This window comes from Dechloromonas hortensis (assembly GCF_009469765.1).
GTDB classification, from domain to species: domain Bacteria; phylum Pseudomonadota; class Gammaproteobacteria; order Burkholderiales; family Rhodocyclaceae; genus Azonexus; species Azonexus hortensis.
In genome coordinates this window covers 44710-60738 of sequence record NZ_SSSQ01000015.1, presented here as the reverse complement: position 1 = coordinate 60738, position 16029 = coordinate 44710, and the positions used below count along the sequence as shown (strand labels likewise).

General features: G+C 62.8%; 19 protein-coding genes. 12 read left to right on the top strand and 7 right to left on the bottom strand.

What is annotated here, in order from left to right; translation table 11 throughout:
* Nucleotides 1-60: 60 nt before the first annotated feature.
* From GH663_RS18610 to GH663_RS18590, 5 genes are all read left to right on the top strand, one after another.
* Nucleotides 61-984, top strand: coding sequence for a branched-chain amino acid ABC transporter permease (locus GH663_RS18610; RefSeq protein ID WP_153133115.1), 924 nt, complete (start codon nt 61-63; stop codon nt 982-984).
* Nucleotides 981-2039, top strand: coding sequence for an ABC transporter permease subunit (locus tag GH663_RS18605; protein ID WP_153133114.1), 1059 nt, complete (start codon nt 981-983; stop codon nt 2037-2039). The genes GH663_RS18610 and GH663_RS18605 overlap by 4 nt, the downstream gene beginning before the upstream one ends.
* Nucleotides 2039-2800, top strand: coding sequence for an ABC transporter ATP-binding protein (locus GH663_RS18600; RefSeq protein WP_153133113.1), 762 nt, complete (start codon nt 2039-2041; stop codon nt 2798-2800). The genes GH663_RS18605 and GH663_RS18600 overlap by 1 nt, the downstream gene beginning before the upstream one ends.
* Complete coding sequence (locus GH663_RS18595) at nt 2793-3497, top strand: ABC transporter ATP-binding protein (RefSeq protein WP_153133112.1); 705 nt, start codon at nt 2793-2795, stop codon at nt 3495-3497. Before GH663_RS18600 ends, GH663_RS18595 begins: the two co-directional genes overlap by 8 nt.
* A gap of 90 nt (nt 3498-3587) precedes the next feature.
* Nucleotides 3588-4220, top strand: coding sequence for a hypothetical protein (locus tag GH663_RS18590; RefSeq protein ID WP_153133111.1), 633 nt, complete (start codon nt 3588-3590; stop codon nt 4218-4220).
* Nucleotides 4221-4289: 69 nt separating this feature from the next.
* Here GH663_RS18590 and GH663_RS18585 read toward each other — a convergent pair whose 3' ends face one another.
* The gene (locus tag GH663_RS18585; protein WP_153133110.1) at nt 4290-5306 is read right to left on the bottom strand and encodes a CDP-6-deoxy-delta-3,4-glucoseen reductase; all 1017 of its coding nucleotides are present in this window, start codon (nt 5304-5306) and stop codon (nt 4290-4292) included.
* 33 nt (nt 5307-5339) lie between these two features.
* On the opposite strand from GH663_RS18585, the gene GH663_RS18580 reads away from it, so the two are divergent.
* The 6 genes from GH663_RS18580 to GH663_RS18555 all read left to right on the top strand — a co-directional run bounded on the left by GH663_RS18580 (nt 5340) and on the right by GH663_RS18555 (nt 10183).
* Nucleotides 5340-6230, top strand: a complete 891-nt coding sequence (locus tag GH663_RS18580) for an NAD-dependent epimerase/dehydratase family protein (RefSeq protein ID WP_153133146.1) — start codon at nt 5340-5342, stop codon at nt 6228-6230.
* Nucleotides 6218-6634: a CopD family protein gene (locus tag GH663_RS18575; RefSeq protein WP_153133109.1), complete on the top strand. Its 417-nt coding sequence runs from the start codon at nt 6218-6220 to the stop codon at nt 6632-6634. Before GH663_RS18580 ends, GH663_RS18575 begins: the two co-directional genes overlap by 13 nt.
* A 1-nt stretch (nt 6635) precedes the next feature.
* Nucleotides 6636-7778, top strand: a complete 1143-nt coding sequence (locus tag GH663_RS18570) for a THUMP domain-containing class I SAM-dependent RNA methyltransferase (protein ID WP_153133108.1) — start codon at nt 6636-6638, stop codon at nt 7776-7778.
* 104 nt (nt 7779-7882) lie between these two features.
* Nucleotides 7883-9178 carry an acetyl-CoA hydrolase/transferase family protein gene (locus GH663_RS18565; RefSeq protein WP_153133107.1) on the top strand — a complete coding sequence of 432 codons (1296 nt, stop codon included), beginning with the start codon at nt 7883-7885 and terminating at the stop codon, nt 9176-9178.
* Nucleotides 9179-9317: 139 nt separating this feature from the next.
* Nucleotides 9318-9650 carry a hypothetical protein gene (locus GH663_RS18560; protein ID WP_066882907.1) on the top strand — a complete coding sequence of 111 codons (333 nt, stop codon included), beginning with the start codon at nt 9318-9320 and terminating at the stop codon, nt 9648-9650.
* 2 nt (nt 9651-9652) lie between these two features.
* Complete coding sequence (locus tag GH663_RS18555; RefSeq protein WP_153133106.1) at nt 9653-10183, top strand: glycine zipper family protein; 531 nt, start codon at nt 9653-9655, stop codon at nt 10181-10183.
* A gap of 22 nt (nt 10184-10205) precedes the next feature.
* Here GH663_RS18555 and lipA read toward each other — a convergent pair whose 3' ends face one another.
* Genes lipA through GH663_RS18525 form a run of 6 tightly spaced genes read right to left on the bottom strand, consistent with a single transcriptional unit; the run spans nt 10206 to nt 15017 of the window.
* Nucleotides 10206-11150 carry a lipoyl synthase gene (gene lipA, locus GH663_RS18550; RefSeq protein ID WP_153133105.1) on the bottom strand — a complete coding sequence of 315 codons (945 nt, stop codon included), beginning with the start codon at nt 11148-11150 and terminating at the stop codon, nt 10206-10208.
* The gene (gene lipB, locus GH663_RS18545) at nt 11143-11760 is read right to left on the bottom strand and encodes a lipoyl(octanoyl) transferase LipB (RefSeq protein WP_153133104.1); all 618 of its coding nucleotides are present in this window, start codon (nt 11758-11760) and stop codon (nt 11143-11145) included. Before lipB ends, lipA begins: the two co-directional genes overlap by 8 nt.
* Nucleotides 11761-11774: 14 nt before the next feature.
* Entirely contained in the window at nt 11775-12044 is a 270-nt protein-coding gene (locus tag GH663_RS18540) for an HP0495 family protein (protein WP_066882903.1), read from the bottom strand.
* 1 nt (nt 12045) lies between these two features.
* Nucleotides 12046-12933: an aminotransferase class IV gene (locus GH663_RS18535; protein ID WP_153133103.1), complete on the bottom strand. Its 888-nt coding sequence runs from the start codon at nt 12931-12933 to the stop codon at nt 12046-12048.
* Between the two features lie 4 nt (nt 12934-12937).
* Entirely contained in the window at nt 12938-14077 is a 1140-nt protein-coding gene (locus tag GH663_RS18530) for a D-alanyl-D-alanine carboxypeptidase family protein (protein WP_153133102.1), read from the bottom strand.
* Nucleotides 14078-14114: 37 nt separating this feature from the next.
* Entirely contained in the window at nt 14115-15017 is a 903-nt protein-coding gene (locus tag GH663_RS18525; RefSeq protein WP_066882900.1) for a LysR family transcriptional regulator, read from the bottom strand.
* A 110-nt stretch (nt 15018-15127) separates the two neighbouring features.
* Between GH663_RS18525 and htpX the strand changes: the two genes are divergently transcribed.
* Nucleotides 15128-16003 carry a protease HtpX gene (gene htpX / locus GH663_RS18520; protein ID WP_153133101.1) on the top strand — a complete coding sequence of 292 codons (876 nt, stop codon included), beginning with the start codon at nt 15128-15130 and terminating at the stop codon, nt 16001-16003.
* The last annotated feature ends 26 nt before the right edge of the window (nt 16004-16029 follow it).

Sequence of the window (16029 nt, the reverse complement as noted above, 5' to 3'; positions counted from 1 at the left end):
GGCTAACAGAAACGGCACCGCAAGGTGCCGTTTCCATATGCTGCGGTCGACTTACACAAAATGGATATTTTCCTCCAGCAAATCATCAACGGCCTGGTCCAGGGCAGCATCTATGCCCTGGTCGCGCTGGGCTACACGATGGTGTACGGCATCATGGGCCTGATCAATTTCGCGCACGGCGAGGTGGTGATGATCGGGACCCTGGTTACCATCACCGTCGCCGGCCTGCTCATCAAGGTCGGCATGCCGGTCGCACTGGCCGGCCTGGCCGGGCTGATCGCCGCCATCCTCTGCTGCATGGCGCTGGGCTGGGGGCTGGAGCGCATCGCCTACCGGCCGCTGCGCAATGCACCACGGCTGACGCCGCTGATCACGGCGATCGGCATGTCGATCGTGCTGCAGAATCTGGCGATGATCATCTGGGGGCGCAACTACCTGACCTTTCCGCCGCTGCTGCCGAAGATGGATTTCGAGTTCGCCGGCGCCAATTTCACATTGGTCCAGGTCGTCATCGTGCTGGTTTCGGCGGCGACCATGGGCGGCCTGCTCTTCCTCGTCTATCGCACCAAGCTCGGCATGGCGATGCGCGCTACCTCGCAGAATCCGGCGGTGGCCAGCCTGATGGGGGTCAATATCAACCGCGTCATCGCCGCCGCCTTCGTCATCGGCTCGGCGCTCGGTGCGGTGGCCGGCGTCATGGTCGGCACCTATTACGAAATCGCCCATTACCAGATGGGCTTCATGCTCGGCCTGAAAGCCTTCACCGCGGCCGTCCTCGGCGGTATCGGCAACCTTGCTGGCGCCATGCTCGGCGGTGTCCTGCTCGGCCTGATCGAAGCGCTCGGCGCCGGTTATATCGGCGACCTGACCGGCGGCTTCCTCGGTAGCCATTACCAGGACATCTTTGCCTTCGTCGTGCTGATTGTCGTGCTGATGTTCAAGCCCTCGGGCCTGTTTGGCGAAAAGACCGGAGACCGCGCATGAGCAAGTGGCTTAATCCTCGTTCCGCCTTCGGCATCGCGCTGATTGCCGCGGCCCTGATCGCGCTGCCTTTCGTCGCCGCGATGGGCGGCCAGGCTTGGGTGCGCATCCTCAATTTCGCCATCCTCTATGTCTTCCTGGCGCTCGGCCTGAACATCGTCGTCGGTTTCGCAGGCCTGCTCGACCTCGGCTACATAGCCTTCTACGCGGTCGGCGCCTACACCTACGCGCTGCTGGCCAGCCCGCATTTCGGGTTGCACTGGCCGTTCTGGACGATCCTGCCGATCGGCGCGGTGATTGCCTGCTTCTTCGGCGTCCTCCTCGGTTCGCCGACCCTGAAGCTGCGCGGCGACTACCTGGCCATCGTCACCCTCGGCTTCGGCGAAATCGTCCGCATTTTCATGAACAACCTGAATGCGCCGGTCAATATCACCAACGGGCCGCAAGGCATCACGCTGATCGATCCGGTGGCGATCGGCGGCTTCAAGTTTTCCGGTACGACGCAGATTTTGGGCTATTCGCTGAGTGGACCGCAGAAGTACTACTTCCTGCTCGTCGCGCTGGCCATCCTGGTCATCATCATCAACCTGCGCCTGCAGAACTCGCGGATCGGCCGCGCCTGGCAAGCCATCCGCGAAGACGAGATCGCCGCCAAGGCGGTCGGCATCAACACCCGTAACCTGAAGCTGCTCGCCTTCGCGATGGGGGCCAGTTTCGGCGGGGTGGCTGGGGGCGTCTTCTCTGCGATGCAGGGCTTCGTTTCGCCGGAGAGTTTCTCGTTGATCGAGTCGATCATGATTCTCGCCATGGTGGTGCTTGGCGGCATGGGCCACATTCCAGGCGTCATCCTCGGCGCCGTGCTCCTCAGCATCCTGCCGGAAGTCCTGCGCTATGGTGTCGGCCCGTTGCAAATGGCTGTCTTCGGCAAGATGCTGATCGACCCGGAAAGCCTGCGCATGCTGATTTTCGGCCTGGCGCTGGTACTGGTCATGCGCTTCAAGCCGGCCGGCCTGTGGCCGTCGCCGGAACGCAAACGTGAATTGCAGGGGGATGCCTGATGGCTGACATGCTGCTCGAGGCCCGGGCGGTCGCCAAGCATTTTGGCGGCGTCAAGGCGCTGCGCGATGTCTCGCTGGGCATCCAGCGCGGCGAGATTTATGGTCTGATCGGGCCGAACGGGGCCGGCAAGACGACCTTTTTCAATTGCATGACCGGGCTCTACATTCCGGATGGCGGCGGCTTCACTTTCGACGGCGCGCCTTTGCTCGCCGATGCGCCGCATCAGGCTGCCGAGCGCGGCATTGCCCGGACCTTCCAGAATATCCGGCTGTTCGGCAACATGACGGCGCTGGAAAACGTCATGGTCGGCCGCCACGTGCGGACCAAGGCCGGCGTTTTCGGCGCCATGCTGCAGAATGCGGCGACCCGGGACGAAGAGGCGGCAATCCGCCAGAAGGCGATCGACCTGCTGCATTACGTACGGATCGAGGATCGGGCCGACGACCTGGCGAAAAATCTGTCCTACGGCGACCAGCGCCGGCTGGAAATCGCCCGCGCCCTGGCTACCGAACCGAAGCTGCTCTGCCTCGACGAACCGGCGGCGGGCATGAATGCCACCGAAACCGAAGAGTTGCGCGACCTGATCGACGGCATCCGCCGCGACGGGACGACCATCCTGCTCATCGAGCATGACGTCAAGCTGGTCATGGGCCTGTGCGACCGGGTCGCCGTGCTCGATTACGGCGCCCTGGTCATCGAGGATGTGCCGGCGGTGGTGCAGAAAGATCAACGAGTGATTGAGGCTTACCTAGGTGCTTGAAGTTACCGGACTCCACGTGGCTTACGGCGGCATTCAGGCCGTGCGCAGCATTACCTTTCATGTCAAGGAAGGCGAGCTGGTCGCCCTGATCGGTGCCAACGGCGCCGGCAAGACCAGCACGCTGAAGGCGATCGCACGGGTCATCGATGCCGTCGGCGGCGATGTACATTTCTGCGGCGAGAAAATCAGCCGCTTGCCGCCGCATGACATCATCCGCAAGGGGATCGCGCTGGTTCCGGAAGGGCGGGGCGTCTTTCCCCGGCTGACGGTGGCCGAGAACCTGGCGATGGGGGCCTTTGTCCGCGACGACAAGGCGGGAATCGCCAACGACATCGAGAAGATGTACGCCTATTTCCCGCGCCTCAAGGAGCGCGAGACACAACTCGCCGGCACGCTGTCCGGTGGCGAACAGCAGATGCTGGCCATTGGCCGCGCCCTGATGAGCCGCCCGAAGCTGCTGCTGCTCGACGAGCCGTCGATGGGGCTGGCGCCGATCATGGTCCAGAAAATTTTCGAGGTGGTGCGGGCGGTGGCCGCCGAAGGAATGACGACGCTGCTCATCGAACAGAATGCCAAGCTGGCGCTGGAAGTCAGTCAGCGGGCCTATGTCATGGAAAGCGGCGAAGTGACGCTGAATGGCGAGTCGGCCCAGCTGTTGAACGATCCGAAAGTGCGCGCCGCCTATCTCGGCGAGTGAAGACGGCTGCTTTTTTCAACTGGATCAAACCCTTCGCGCCGCTGGCGGCGCACAATGGCCGCCTTTCCTGCCATCCGGGTATGTCCAACCATGAAAATGCCGTCTTTCCTCGTTGCTCTTCTGGCCGCCTCCGCTGCCTGCGCTGTGCAGGCGGTGGAGCCCACGCCGGCCGCCGGCACGCCGAAACTGGCTTATGGCCAGATGATGAAGCATGGCGACAAGGTGATTTTTTCACCCTGTCGCGACCCCAGTTACGCGATGTTCGAAGATGTTTCAGCCAATGGCGCCTTGACCCAGGCCCTGGCCGGCGTTGGCCTGAATGCCGGCAAGAAGGTTTATGCCGAACTGCTCGGCGTTCTCGATAACAACGTGCTGAAAGCCTCGGAACTGAATTTCGCCCATACCGATGGGCGTTGCCAGCTCCCGGGCGGCGAGGATGAAAGCTGGCGTGCGGCGGGCCACGAGCCGGGCTGGGTGCTGGCGGTCGGCAAGGAAGTGGTGGTCCTGAAACGCCAGGGCCAGCCGGATATCCGGGTGCCGACGGTGGCCTTCAAGAGCGAAGGAAAGCAGCATCGCCTGGAATCGGCCGAGGGTGGCAATGCGCTGCAACTGACCTTCGAGCGCGGTTTGTGCCGCGACATCAAGGCCGATTCGGCTTTCGGCTGGAACGCCACGGTCAGCGTCAATGGCCAGTTGTTGAAGGGCTGCGCCTGGCAGCGTTGAGCTGCTTAGAAAAAAAGGCCGCCTTCCCCGAACGGGAAGGCGGCCTTTTTTGGTTTCTGCCGGGCCGGCCTAGTTCGTTGAGAACGTGAAAGCGTCGGCGAAGAACTCTTCTTCCGGCAAGCCGCAACTGCTGGTGAAATCCCGTTTGGCGGCATCGATCATCACCGGCGCGCCGCAGGCATAGACCTGGTGCCCGGAGAGGTCGGGGAAGTCGGCCATCACCGCCTGGTGCACCAGGCCGATTCGTCCTTCCCAAGCATCGTCGGCGGCCGGTTCGGAGAGGACCGGCACATAGCGGATATTCGGGTGGGCGGCGGCCCATTTTTCCGGCAAGGCATTCTGGTAAAGATCGACCTTGGCCTTGGCTCCCCAGTAGATATGAATCGGCCGCGTGCATTCCTCGGCGATGGCGTGCTCGACGATGGCCTTGAGCGGCGCAAAGCCGGTGCCGCCGGCCAGCATGATCATCGGCTTGGTCGATTCCTCGCGCAGGTAGAAGCTGCCGTGCGGGCCGTTGAAGCGCAGGATGTCACGCACCTTCATGCTGGAGAACACCTGTTCGGTGAACAGGCCGCCCGGTACATAGCGGATATGCAACTGGAGCACGGCATCGTCGTGCGGTGCATTGGCCAGTGAGAAGCTGCGCCTCTTGCCATCCCTGAGCAGGATGTCGATGTATTGGCCGGCAAGGAATTGCAGGCGTTCGCTGGCCGGCAAGCGGAGGTGCATCTCGATGACGTCGGGCGCAAGTTTTTCCAGCTTTTCGATGCGCGAGGGCAGGGTCTTGACCGGGATGTCGCTGGCCGAGGCCAGTTGCCGGCATTCCAGCGTCAGATCCGATTCGGCCTTGGCGCAGCAGAAGAGCGCCATGCCGGCCGCCTTTTCATCCTCCTTCAAGGCATAGGCCTGGGCTTTGCCGTGGTCGACGTTGCCGCTCAGGACTTTTCCCTTGCAGGCGCCGCAGGCACCGTCCTTGCAGCCATACGGCATGGTCAGGCCGTGCCGCAGGGCGGCATCGAGGATGGTTTCGTCGGACTCGGCGGCAAACTGGCGGCCGCTAGGCTGGACCGTAATCTGGTGGCTCATCTGTTCCCCTTACTGCTCGGCTACAATGCCGGCGTGCAAAAAATCCTGATCGTTGGCAGCGGGGACGTGGCCCGCCGCATTCTCTCCCGCCTTGCCCATCGCTACTGCGTCTACGCCTTGCTGCGCGATGCTGGCCGGGCCGCCGCCTGGCGTGCCGCCGGGGCTCGGCCGCTGCTCGCCGACCTCGACGACCGGGTCAGCCTGACGCGTCTGGCTGGCCTGGCCGATCTAGTCCTGCATCTGGCACCGCCGCCGACCGAAGGGCGGCTCGACCGGCGCACCCGGCATTTGCTGGCGGCTTTGGGCAAGGCCAAAAGTCTACCACGCCGCCTGATTTACGTTAGTACGACCGGGGTCTATGGCGATTGTGGCGGGGCGCAGATTGACGAAACGCGCCGCCTGAACGCCGAGAGCGCGCGGGCCGCCCGCCGTGTCGATGCCGAGCATTGCCTGCGCGAATGGGGTGGGCGCAACGGCGTGACGGTTTCGATCCTGCGTGCGCCGGGCATTTACGCGGCCGACCGCCTGCCCGTCGAGCGTTTGCAAAAAGGCTTGCCGGCGCTACAGGCGGCGGATGATGTGTTCACCAATCACATTCATGCCGATGATCTGGCTGCCGCCTGTGTCGCTGCCTTGCGCCACGGCGCGGCCAACCGGGCCTACAATGTGGTCGATGATTCCGATTTGAAAATGGCGGATTATTTCGACCGGGTGGCCGATGCCTTCGCCTTGCCACGGCCGCACCGCCTGAGCCGGCAGGAAGCCGCCGGCCAGTTGTCGCCGATGCAGATGTCTTTCATGCGCGAATCGCGGCGGATCGGAAATCGGCGTCTGAAAAAAGAACTCAAACTACGTCTCGCATACCCGACCATTGAGGCCGGGATAGCCGAGGCACGCAACAGGAGAAACGCATGCTCGTCGTGAAGACCTTGCATATCTGGATGGTCATTTCGTGGTTCGCCGGTCTGTTCTACCTGCCGCGTATTTTCGTCAATCTGGCGATGGTGCCGGCCGATAGCGTCGCCGAGCGGGACCGCCTGCTGTTGATGGCGGGCAAGCTCTTCAAATTCATGACGCCGCTCGGTATTCTGGCGATCGCGCTCGGTTTCTGGCTGTGGTTTGCCTACGGTTTCAGCGGTGGCTGGCTGCATGCCAAGACCACCTTGGTCGCCGTCCTCGCCGCCTATCACTGGCATTGCGGCCTGGTCCTGAGAGATTTTCAGCAGGGCCGCAACCGCAAAAGCCATGTCTGGTTCCGTTTCTATAACGAACTGCCGGTTGTCGTGCTGCTCGTTGTGCTTTTCCTCGTTGTCCTGAAGCCTTTCTGAGATGAATAAATATTTTGCGATTTGCCCGCGCGGGCTGGAAGAACTGCTGCTCGAGGAACTGCGTGCCGTCGGCGGCGAAGAGCTGCGGTCGACGGCCGGCGGGGTGTTCTTTTCCGGCGACTGGTCGGTCTGTTACCGCGCCAACCTCGAATCCCGCCTGGCGACACGCATCCTCTGGCATATCGTCAAGGGGCCCTACGCCAAGGAAGAGGATATCTACCGGCTGGCCGTCCGCCAGTTGTGGCCGAACCACTTTGCCGTTTCGCGCACCATGCGCGTCGTCACGACGGCGATCAAGTGTCCGCTCAAGTCGCTCGACTTCGTCACGCTGCGCGTCAAGGATGCCGTTTGCGACCGCTTCCGCGAAGACCTCGGCGAACGGCCGAACATCGAGACGCGCAATCCGGATGTCAGCGTCCATGTTTTCCTGACCGAGAACGAATGCACGCTGTACCTCGACACCTCGGGTCAACCCCTGTGGCAGCGCGGTTTCCGTAAGGCCAGCGTCGATGCGCCGCTGAAGGAAAACCTGGCGGCCGGCATCCTGAAAATGACCGGCTGGCAGCCGGGTACGCCGCTGGTCGACCCGATGTGCGGCAGCGGCACCTTCCTGCTCGAAGCCGTGCAGGTCGCGCTCGACCGGGCGCCCGGCCTCGATCGCGGCTTCTCGTTCGAGCGGCTGGCCAAGTTCGAAGCACTGAACTGGGCGAATATCCGCAGCGCCGCCGAGGCGCGCGTCAAGCCGGCCGAGCCGCTGGAAATCCGCGGCTACGACATCGACGAGCAGGCAGTACGCGCCACCCGGCGCAATCTGCAGGAAGCCGGTTTTGGCGGCGTGGTGACGGTCGATCGCGCCGATGTGCTGGAAACCCAGCCACTAACCGAGCATGGCATCATGGTGGCGAACCCACCTTATGGGGAACGGATCGGTGAGCAGGAGGAACTGGCCGCGTTCTACCCCGAACTGGGTTCGGCGCTGAAAAAACACTGGGCCAGCTGGAACTGCTTTTTCTTCACCGCCGACCTGCGTTTACCGAAACTGGTCGGTCTGAAGCCGAGCCGCAAGACACCGCTGTTCAACGGGCCGCTCGAATGCCGCCTGTTTGAAATCCGCATGGTGGCTGGCAGCAACCGCAAGCCTTGATTGCTACAATGCAATAAGCATCGAATTTTGATCTTGGTCAGGAGATTGGTCTGACCGCCGTGCGAGCATCGATATTTTCTAATAAAACGAAACGAGGAGAAGAAATGTCAGCAAAGGGTTTGTATCAACAGAAGCGCATGGCCGCCGCCGATGCGATCCGTGTCGTCAAGAACGGCGACACCATCGTCGTGCCGACCGCGGTCGGCGAGCCGCCGGCGCTGCTGACGGCGCTGTCCGAAGCGCGCCGCGATTTCCGCGACGTCACCGTGTCGCAGATCCTGCCGGTGCGCAAATACGGCTATTTCGATCCGGAAACCACCGAACACGTTCGCCATACCGCCTACTTCTTCAGTGGCGCCTCGCGCGCCGGCGGCCAGGAGGGCTGGATCGACTACATTCCTGCCTATTTCTCGGAACTGCCGCAACTGATCAACCGCGACCAGACGCCGGCCGATGTCGTCTTCAGCATGGCTTCGCCAATGGACGAGCACGGTTTCTTCTCGCTGGCGCTGGCCGCCGACTACACGATGGCGGCCATTGAAAAGGCCCGCGTCGTCGTTCTCGAAGTGAACCCGAACGTGCCTTTCGCCAATGGCGATTGCCATGTCCACATTTCCCAGGTCGCCGCGCTGTGCGAGAGCGACGATCCGATCCTCGAAGTCGGCCTGCCGAAAATCGGCCCGGTCCAGGAAGCGATCGGCAAGTACGTCGCCGACATGATTCCCGATGGCGCGACACTACAGATTGGCTACGGCGGTATTCCCGACGCTGTGGTCATGCAGCTGACCGACAAGCGCGATCTCGGCATCCATACCGAAATGGTCGGTGACGGCATCATGACCCTGGTCGAAGCCGGCGTCGTCACCAACCGCAAGAAGAACTACCACCACGGCAAGATGCTGGCCACCTTCGCCCTCGGCTCGAAGAAGCTCTACCAGTTCATGCACCGCAACCCGGCGCTCGAAATGCACCCGGTCGACTTCACCAACGATCCCTTCCTGGCCGGGCAGAACGACAACCTGCATGCGATCAACGCCACCATGCAGATCGACTTCATGGGCCAGTGCGGTTCGGAAAGCCTCGGTTTTGCCCCCTACTCGGGTACCGGCGGCCAGGCCGACTTCGTCCGTGCGGCGAATCGTTCGAACGGCGGCAAAGCCTTCATCGTGCTGCCGTCTACTGCCAAGAACGACACCATTTCCCGCATCGTGCCGACGCTGTCGGCCGGGACGCATGTCTCGACCAGCAAGAACGACATCAACTATGTCGTCACCGAGTTCGGCGTCGCCCAATTGCGCGGCAAGACTGCCAAGCAACGCTGCGAAGCACTGATCGGCATCGCCCACCCGGACTTCCGCGGTGAACTGCGTGAGGCGGCAAAAAAGATGAAGCTGCTCTAAGGGCGCATCGTTGCCCACTGCAGGTGGCCGCCCGGAGCGACGGGCGGCCACCTGCTTACAACTTGTAGCAATTTGTTTTTCCGGCTCGCCCTAAAATTGACTATCTTTTAGATCAGTCAATGGAAGAGCAGGTGTTCTCATGAAAGCGACCAGGCGACTGGCGGTCCTTTTAATCCTTGCACTGAGCGCGGTGGCGGGCAGCGCCTCGGCTCATGGTGGCCGGGTCGGGGTGTATTACGGTATCGGACCGTACTGGGGACCATGGGGCTATCCGCCACCCTGGTATTACCAGCCGCAGGTCGTGGTTGTTCCAGCCCCGATCCCCCCGGTCTATATCGAACAGCGGGAGGCGCCGGCTGAGCCGGCCACGCAGCAGTACTGGCATTACTGCCGCAGTGCCAAGGGCTACTACCCCTACGTCAAGGAATGTCCCGACGGCTGGCAGAAAGTGCTGCCCCAACCGGAGAGGTAATCATGCGTGACAATAAATTTCTACGTCCGGTTGGCCTGATCGCAGGCGCATTGCTGCTTGGGGCATGTACCGTTTTGCCGACCGGGCCGAGCGTGATGGTCTTGCCGGGAACCGGGCAGAGCCTTGACAGTTTCCGGGCCGATGATGCCTATTGCCGCGAGTACGCGTTCGTTCTGAATGGTGGCAAGACTGCCGACCAGGCGGCACGGCAGTCGGCGGTGACCAGCGCAGCGGTCGGGACGGCAGTCGGTGCAGCCGCCGGTGCTGCAATCGGTGGCAATGCCCAGGGCGCAGCCGTCGGAGCCGGGGCCGGTTTGCTGATGGGCAGTGCGGTCGGGACCGATACGGCGCGTAGCTCGGCTTACGGGACGCAGCGCCAGTACGACAATGCCTATATTCAGTGCATGTATTCGAAAGGACATCGCGTGCCGGTGCCGGGCAATGTCTCTTATTCGAAGCCGGTGAAGGCGGCGGATGTCGGTATTCCGCCGCCCCCGCCGGGTTCTCCGCCGCCCCCGCCGCCCGGCCGTTAGGGGGCGAGGGAGCGTATCGGGTTCAGGCCACGCCGGCGCTATGCGCCTGCTGGTCGGCCCAGTAGCTGGATCGGACCATCGGGGCACAGGCGGCGCCGCTGAAGCCCATTTTCTTGGCTTCTTCCTCGTACATCTTGAAGGTGTCGGGATGCACGTAGCGGCTGACCGGCAGGTGGTGACCGGACGGGGCGAGGTACTGGCCGATGGTCAGCATTTCGACATCGTGGGCGCGCAGGTCGCGCATGACGCCGAGGATTTCCTCATCGGTCTCGCCGAGGCCGACCATCAGGCCGGACTTGGTCTTGACGTCCGGATAACGCGCCTTGAACTGCTTCATCAGGTCCAGCGAGTGCTGGTAGTCGGCGCCCGGGCGCGCCTGCTTGTAGAGACGGGGCACGGTTTCCATGTTGTGGTTGAGGACGTCGGGCAGGCCCTGGCCGAGCACGTCGAGCGCGACGTCGAGCCGGCCGCGGAAGTCCGGGACCAGGGTTTCGATGGTGGTGCTCGGCGAGGCTTCGCGCACGGCGCGCACGACATCGACGAAGTGCTGGGCGCCGCCGTCGCGCAGGTCGTCGCGGTCGACGCTGGTGATGACGACATAATTCAGCTTCAGCGACGATACCGAGTCGGCCAGTTCGCGCGGCTCGTTCGGGTTGGGCGGCAGCGGCTGGCCGTGGCCGACGTCGCAGAACGGGCAGCGCCGGGTGCAGATGTCGCCGAGGATCATGAAGGTCGCCGTGCCGCGCCCGAAGCATTCGCCGATGTTCGGGCAGGCGGCTTCTTCGCAGACCGTGTGCAGTTTCTTTTCGCGCAGCATCGACTTGATTTCGCCGAAGCGGCCGGCGCTGTTGCCGGCCTTGACGCGGATCCATTCCGGCTTGCGCAGCGGCTGGTCGACCGGCACGATCTTGATGGGAATGCGCGCGGTTTTCAGTTCGCCTTTTTGTTTGACGCCTTTTTCAGCCATGTTGTATGTCCAGTTGCTGTAGCAAGTGTTGAGAGAGTTGTTCACCGGCCTCGTGAGCGGTGAGCGGAATGTTCAGGTCTTTGGTCTGGATGACTTTCAGGCCGGCATAGCCGCAGGGATTGATCGCGGCGAAGGGCGAAAGGTCCATGTCCACGTTCAGCGAAACGCCGTGATAGCTGCAGCCATGGCGGATGCGCAGGCCGAGGGCGGCGACCTTGGCCTCACCGACATAGACGCCGGGCGCCCCGTCGCGCCGCTCGGCGGTGACGCCGTAGGTGGCGAGTAGGTGAATGACGGCCTGTTCGATAGCCGTGACCAGTTCGCGGACCTTGATTTTCCGGCGGTGCAGGTCGAGCAGCAGATAGATCACCACCTGGCCGGGGCCGTGATAGGTGACCTGGCCGCCGCGGTCAATCTGGACCAGCGGGATGCCGATATCCTGCAGGATATGTTCCGGCTTGCCGGCCTGACCCAGCGTGTATACCGGCGGGTGTTCGACGATCCAGATTTCGTCCGGCGTCTCGGCCGTGCGGCCGGCCGTGAAATCCTGCATGGCCTGGAAGGTCGGCGCGTAGTCGACGCGGCCGAGCCGTTTGACGATAAGGGGCACGAGCGGGGGCGGGCTTAGAGGACGACCTTGACCAGCGGGTGCGCGGTCAGGTCGGTGTACAACGCGTCGAGCTGCGGCTTCGAGGTGGCGACCACGGTGCAGGTCAGGCTCAGGTAGTTGCCGCCGGAGCTGGCCCGCATTTCCATCGAGGCGCCGTCAAAGTCGGGGGCGTGCCGGGTGACGATGGTCAGCACCACCTGGGCGAGCTCGTCGTGCGCCTTGCCCATGATCTTCAGGGGAAAGTCGCAGGGAAATTCGAGGAGGGTGTCCTTGTATGAAGCCATGTCAGCCTTTGCGCATTACCGTGTTCTTGAAATCCTGATACCACTGCCACATCTGTTCGCCGAGCGGACCTGGCCGGCCCGCATTTGGTCCGCTTCCGACCGGCTGGCCATCGAGGGTCGTGATGGCGAGAATTTCCTTGGTCGATGAGGTCATCCAGACCTCGTCGGCGCCGCGAAGTTCATTTTCGCTGATTTCACGGATTTCCAGTGGTTGACCGCCGGACTTGGCCAGTTCGATGACCACGTCGTAGGTGATGCCGGGCAGCATCAGTTGCGTCTTCGGCGGAGCGAGCAAAACGCCGTCCTTGACGACGAAGATGTTCGAGGCTGCGCCTTCCTTCAGGTAGCCGTCGCGGATCAGCAGCGCTTCGGCACAATTCGCTTCGACCGCCTGCTGGCGGGCCAGGATGTTGGCCAGCAAGGAGATGACCTTGAGGTCGCAACGGGCCCAGCGCTGGTCGGCGACGGTGATGGCCGCGACGCCGGTGGCGCGGACTTCGGCTGGCGTGGTGACCAGCGGCGAAGCAAAGGCGAAGACGGTCGGCGGCACCGTCGGTGGCGGGAAGGGATGGTCGCGCTTGTTGTCGGCGCCGCGCGTGACCTGCAGATAGATCGATTGGTCGTCCCACGGTGCCGCGACGATCAACTGCTCGACGACCGCCTTCCAGCCAGCGAGATCGAGTGGGTTGGTCAGCTTAATGCCGGCCAGTGTCGCCTGTAGCCGCGTCAGGTGTTCGTCGAGGCGGAAGGGACGGCGGGAATAGACCGGAATCAGCTCATAGACGCCGTCGCCGTACAGAAAGCCGCGGTCGAGCGGCGAAATGCCCGCTTCCGCCAGCGGCAGAAAGCGGCCATTCAGATAGACGGGGTCGGCGACGTAGGGCGTCATGGCTTTAGTTGAACCAGAGTCGGATGGTGTCGATGATACGGGTGAAGATGTTGCCGAGTGCCACATTTTCAAGGGCGACGACCGGGTATTCGTTGTATGGCTTGCCCTCCACCGTCACCTTCAGCAGGCCGACCTTCTGGCCGGCCTCGATCGGTGCGATCAGTTTTGGATCGGCGACGAAATCGGCCTTGACCTTGTCGGCATAACCCTTCGGTACGGCGATGCTGAGGTCGGCGACGAAGCCGGCCTTGACCGTGCTTTCCTTGCCCTTCCAGACGCGCAGCGCGGATACCGGCTGTTCCTTGGTGTAGAGCGTCACCGCGTCGTAGGAGATGAAGCCCCAGTTGAGCAGCTTCTGCGATTCGCTGGCGCGGGCGCTGTCGGAGGTGGTGCCGAGGACGACTGAGAGCAGGCGGCGCTTGTCGCGCAGGGCCGAGGAAATCAGGCAGTAGCCGGCGGCATCGGTATGGCCGGTCTTGACGCCGTCGACCGTCGGGTCGATGAAGAGCAAGCGGTTGCGGTTGGGCTGGGTGATGTTGTTGTAGCGGAATTCCTTCATCGAGTAGTACTTCTTGTATTCCTCGGGGAAATCGCGGATCAGCGCGCTGGCCAGAATCGACAAGTCGCGGGCCGTGGTGTAGTGCTGCGGGTCGGGCAGGCCGGTCGAGTTCATGAAGTGGCTGCTCTTCATGCCCAGGCGCTGCGCCTCGCGGTTCATCATCTGGGCGAAATTCTCCTCGCTGCCAGCGATGCCTTCGGCCAGCGTGACGCAGGCGTCATTGCCGGACTGGACGATCATGCCCTTGATCAGGTCTTCGACCGGAACTTGCGTGTCGACCTTGATGAACATCTTCGAGCCGCCGGTTTTCCAGGCTTTCTGCGAAACCGGTAGCGGCTGGTTGATGGCGATCGTCTTCTGGCGTATCGCGTTGAAGGTCAGGTAGGCGGTCATCAGCTTGGTCAGCGAGGCCGGTTCGAGGCGCTCGTCCGGCTTTTCTGCGGTCAACAGTTGACCAGAGCCCATTTCGAGCAGCAGCCACGACTTGGCAGCCAGCGTTGGCGGTACGGGTTGTTGCTGGGCAAGCGCCTGGCCCACAAAGACCAGGGGCAGGATGAGCAGGAGTATCTGACGGAGCAGGGGCATGGGGATTTTGCTTTGTTTTATGTTGGGGGGGCGGAAATTATACCCCTGCCGATCCAGCCAGTTCCGGCGAGGCGGCGCAGAGCACTTCGATCGCCGGATGGCGAATGCGCCGCTCGTTGGAGATGGCGTAGATTTGCTCGCTGACGCCGGCCATGCCGCCCAGCGGTTGGGCATTGAGCTGGATGGCGACCTGGTCGGCGAGGGCGAGCGGCGCTGGGAAGAGGCCGAGGCCGCCGCGGCCAAAGGTGGTGAGCAGGGCACTGTCCTCGAATTCGCCGACGATTTTCGGTCGAGTCTGGGTGCTTTCCAGCCAGCGGTCGATCCGGCCACGCAGTGCGTTATGGCGGGTGGGCAGCAGTAGCGGGGCGCCTTCCAGATTGTTCGGGAAGTCGGCGCCATGCCGTTCGAGCAGTTCAGGGGTGCCATAGAGCGCGGTGGCGAAATCGCCGAGCCGGGTACTGAACAGTTTCAGGTTGCCGCCGACCGGCGCCGGGCGGTCGGTCAGCACGACGTCGAGGCGATGCAGCGCGAGGTCGGCGAGCAGGGTTTCGAACTCGCCCTCATCACAGATCAGCCGGACGTCGGCCGGCATCGCGGTAACCTTGGAGAGCAGGCGGTAGGCGAGCAGCTTGGGGATGCCGTCGGAAATGCCCGCCCGCAGGCGCAGCGTGGTTTCGTTGTCGCTCTGTTGCACGGCCTCGACCAGTGCGTCGCCGAGCTGGAAAATCTGGTCGGCGTAACCGAGCGCCAGGCGGCCGGCCTCGCTGAGAACCAGGCCGCGCCCCTGGCTGTTGAACAGCGCCTTGCCGATTTGCCGTTCGAGCAGCGACAGCTGGCCGCTGATCGTCTGGACAGCGACGCCCAGGCGTTCGGCGGCTCGCGTAATACTGCCTTCCTGGGCGACGACCCAGAAGTAATGGAGGTGTTTGTAATTGAGCATGGATTCGTGTTCTGCAGAAAAAACCGAAGTGTCTGTCAATTCTGCTCCGATTTTTGTGTTTTGTGCAATGCAATAGAATAGCGCCGTCTTTCCTTTCACCGGAGTTCAACATGAAGCGCGTCCTGCTTTTCCTCGCTACCAACCTGGCAGTGATGCTGGTCCTCAGCGTGGTTACCAGTCTGCTTGGCGTCAACCGGTTTTTGACTGCCAACGGTCTCAATCTTGGCATGCTGCTCGCCTTTGCCGGCGTGATCGGCTTTGGTGGTGCCTTCATTTCCCTGCTCATGTCGAAAATGATGGCCAAGTGGAGCACCGGCGCCCGGGTCATCGAGTCGCCGAGTTCGTCGACCGAGGTTTGGCTGGTCGATACCGTGGCTCGTCTGGCCAAGCGGGCCAATCTGCCGATGCCCGAAGTGGCGATCTACGATGGTGAGCCGAATGCCTTTGCCACCGGTGCCAGCAAGAACAGTTCGCTGGTCGCCGTATCGACCGGCTTGCTGCAGAGCATGACCCGCGAGGAGGCGGAGGCCGTGCTGGCGCATGAAGTCGCCCACATTGCCAACGGCGACATGGTGACGCTGACGCTGATCCAGGGCGTGGTCAATACCTTCGTCGTCTTCCTGTCGCGCGTTGTCGGTTATGCCGTCGATTCCTTCCTGCGCCGTAATGACCAAGAGAACAGCGGCCCCGGTATCGGCTACATGGTGACCAGCATGATCTGCGAAGTGGTGTTCGGCATCCTGGCCAGCATGATCGTCGCCTACTTCTCGCGCCAGCGCGAGTTCCGGGCCGATGCCGGTGCCGCCCAGTTGATGGGCAGCGTGACGCCGATGCAGAATGCCTTGCGGCGTCTGGGCAACCTGCATACCGAACCCCTGCCGCAGAACATGGCAGCCTCCGGTATTGCCGGTGGTCAGGGCTGGATGGCACTATTCTCGACCCACCCGCCGCTTGAAGAGCGAATTTCTGCCCTGGGTCGCCGTTGACCGCAGCAACCCGGGGGGGCGTTGCA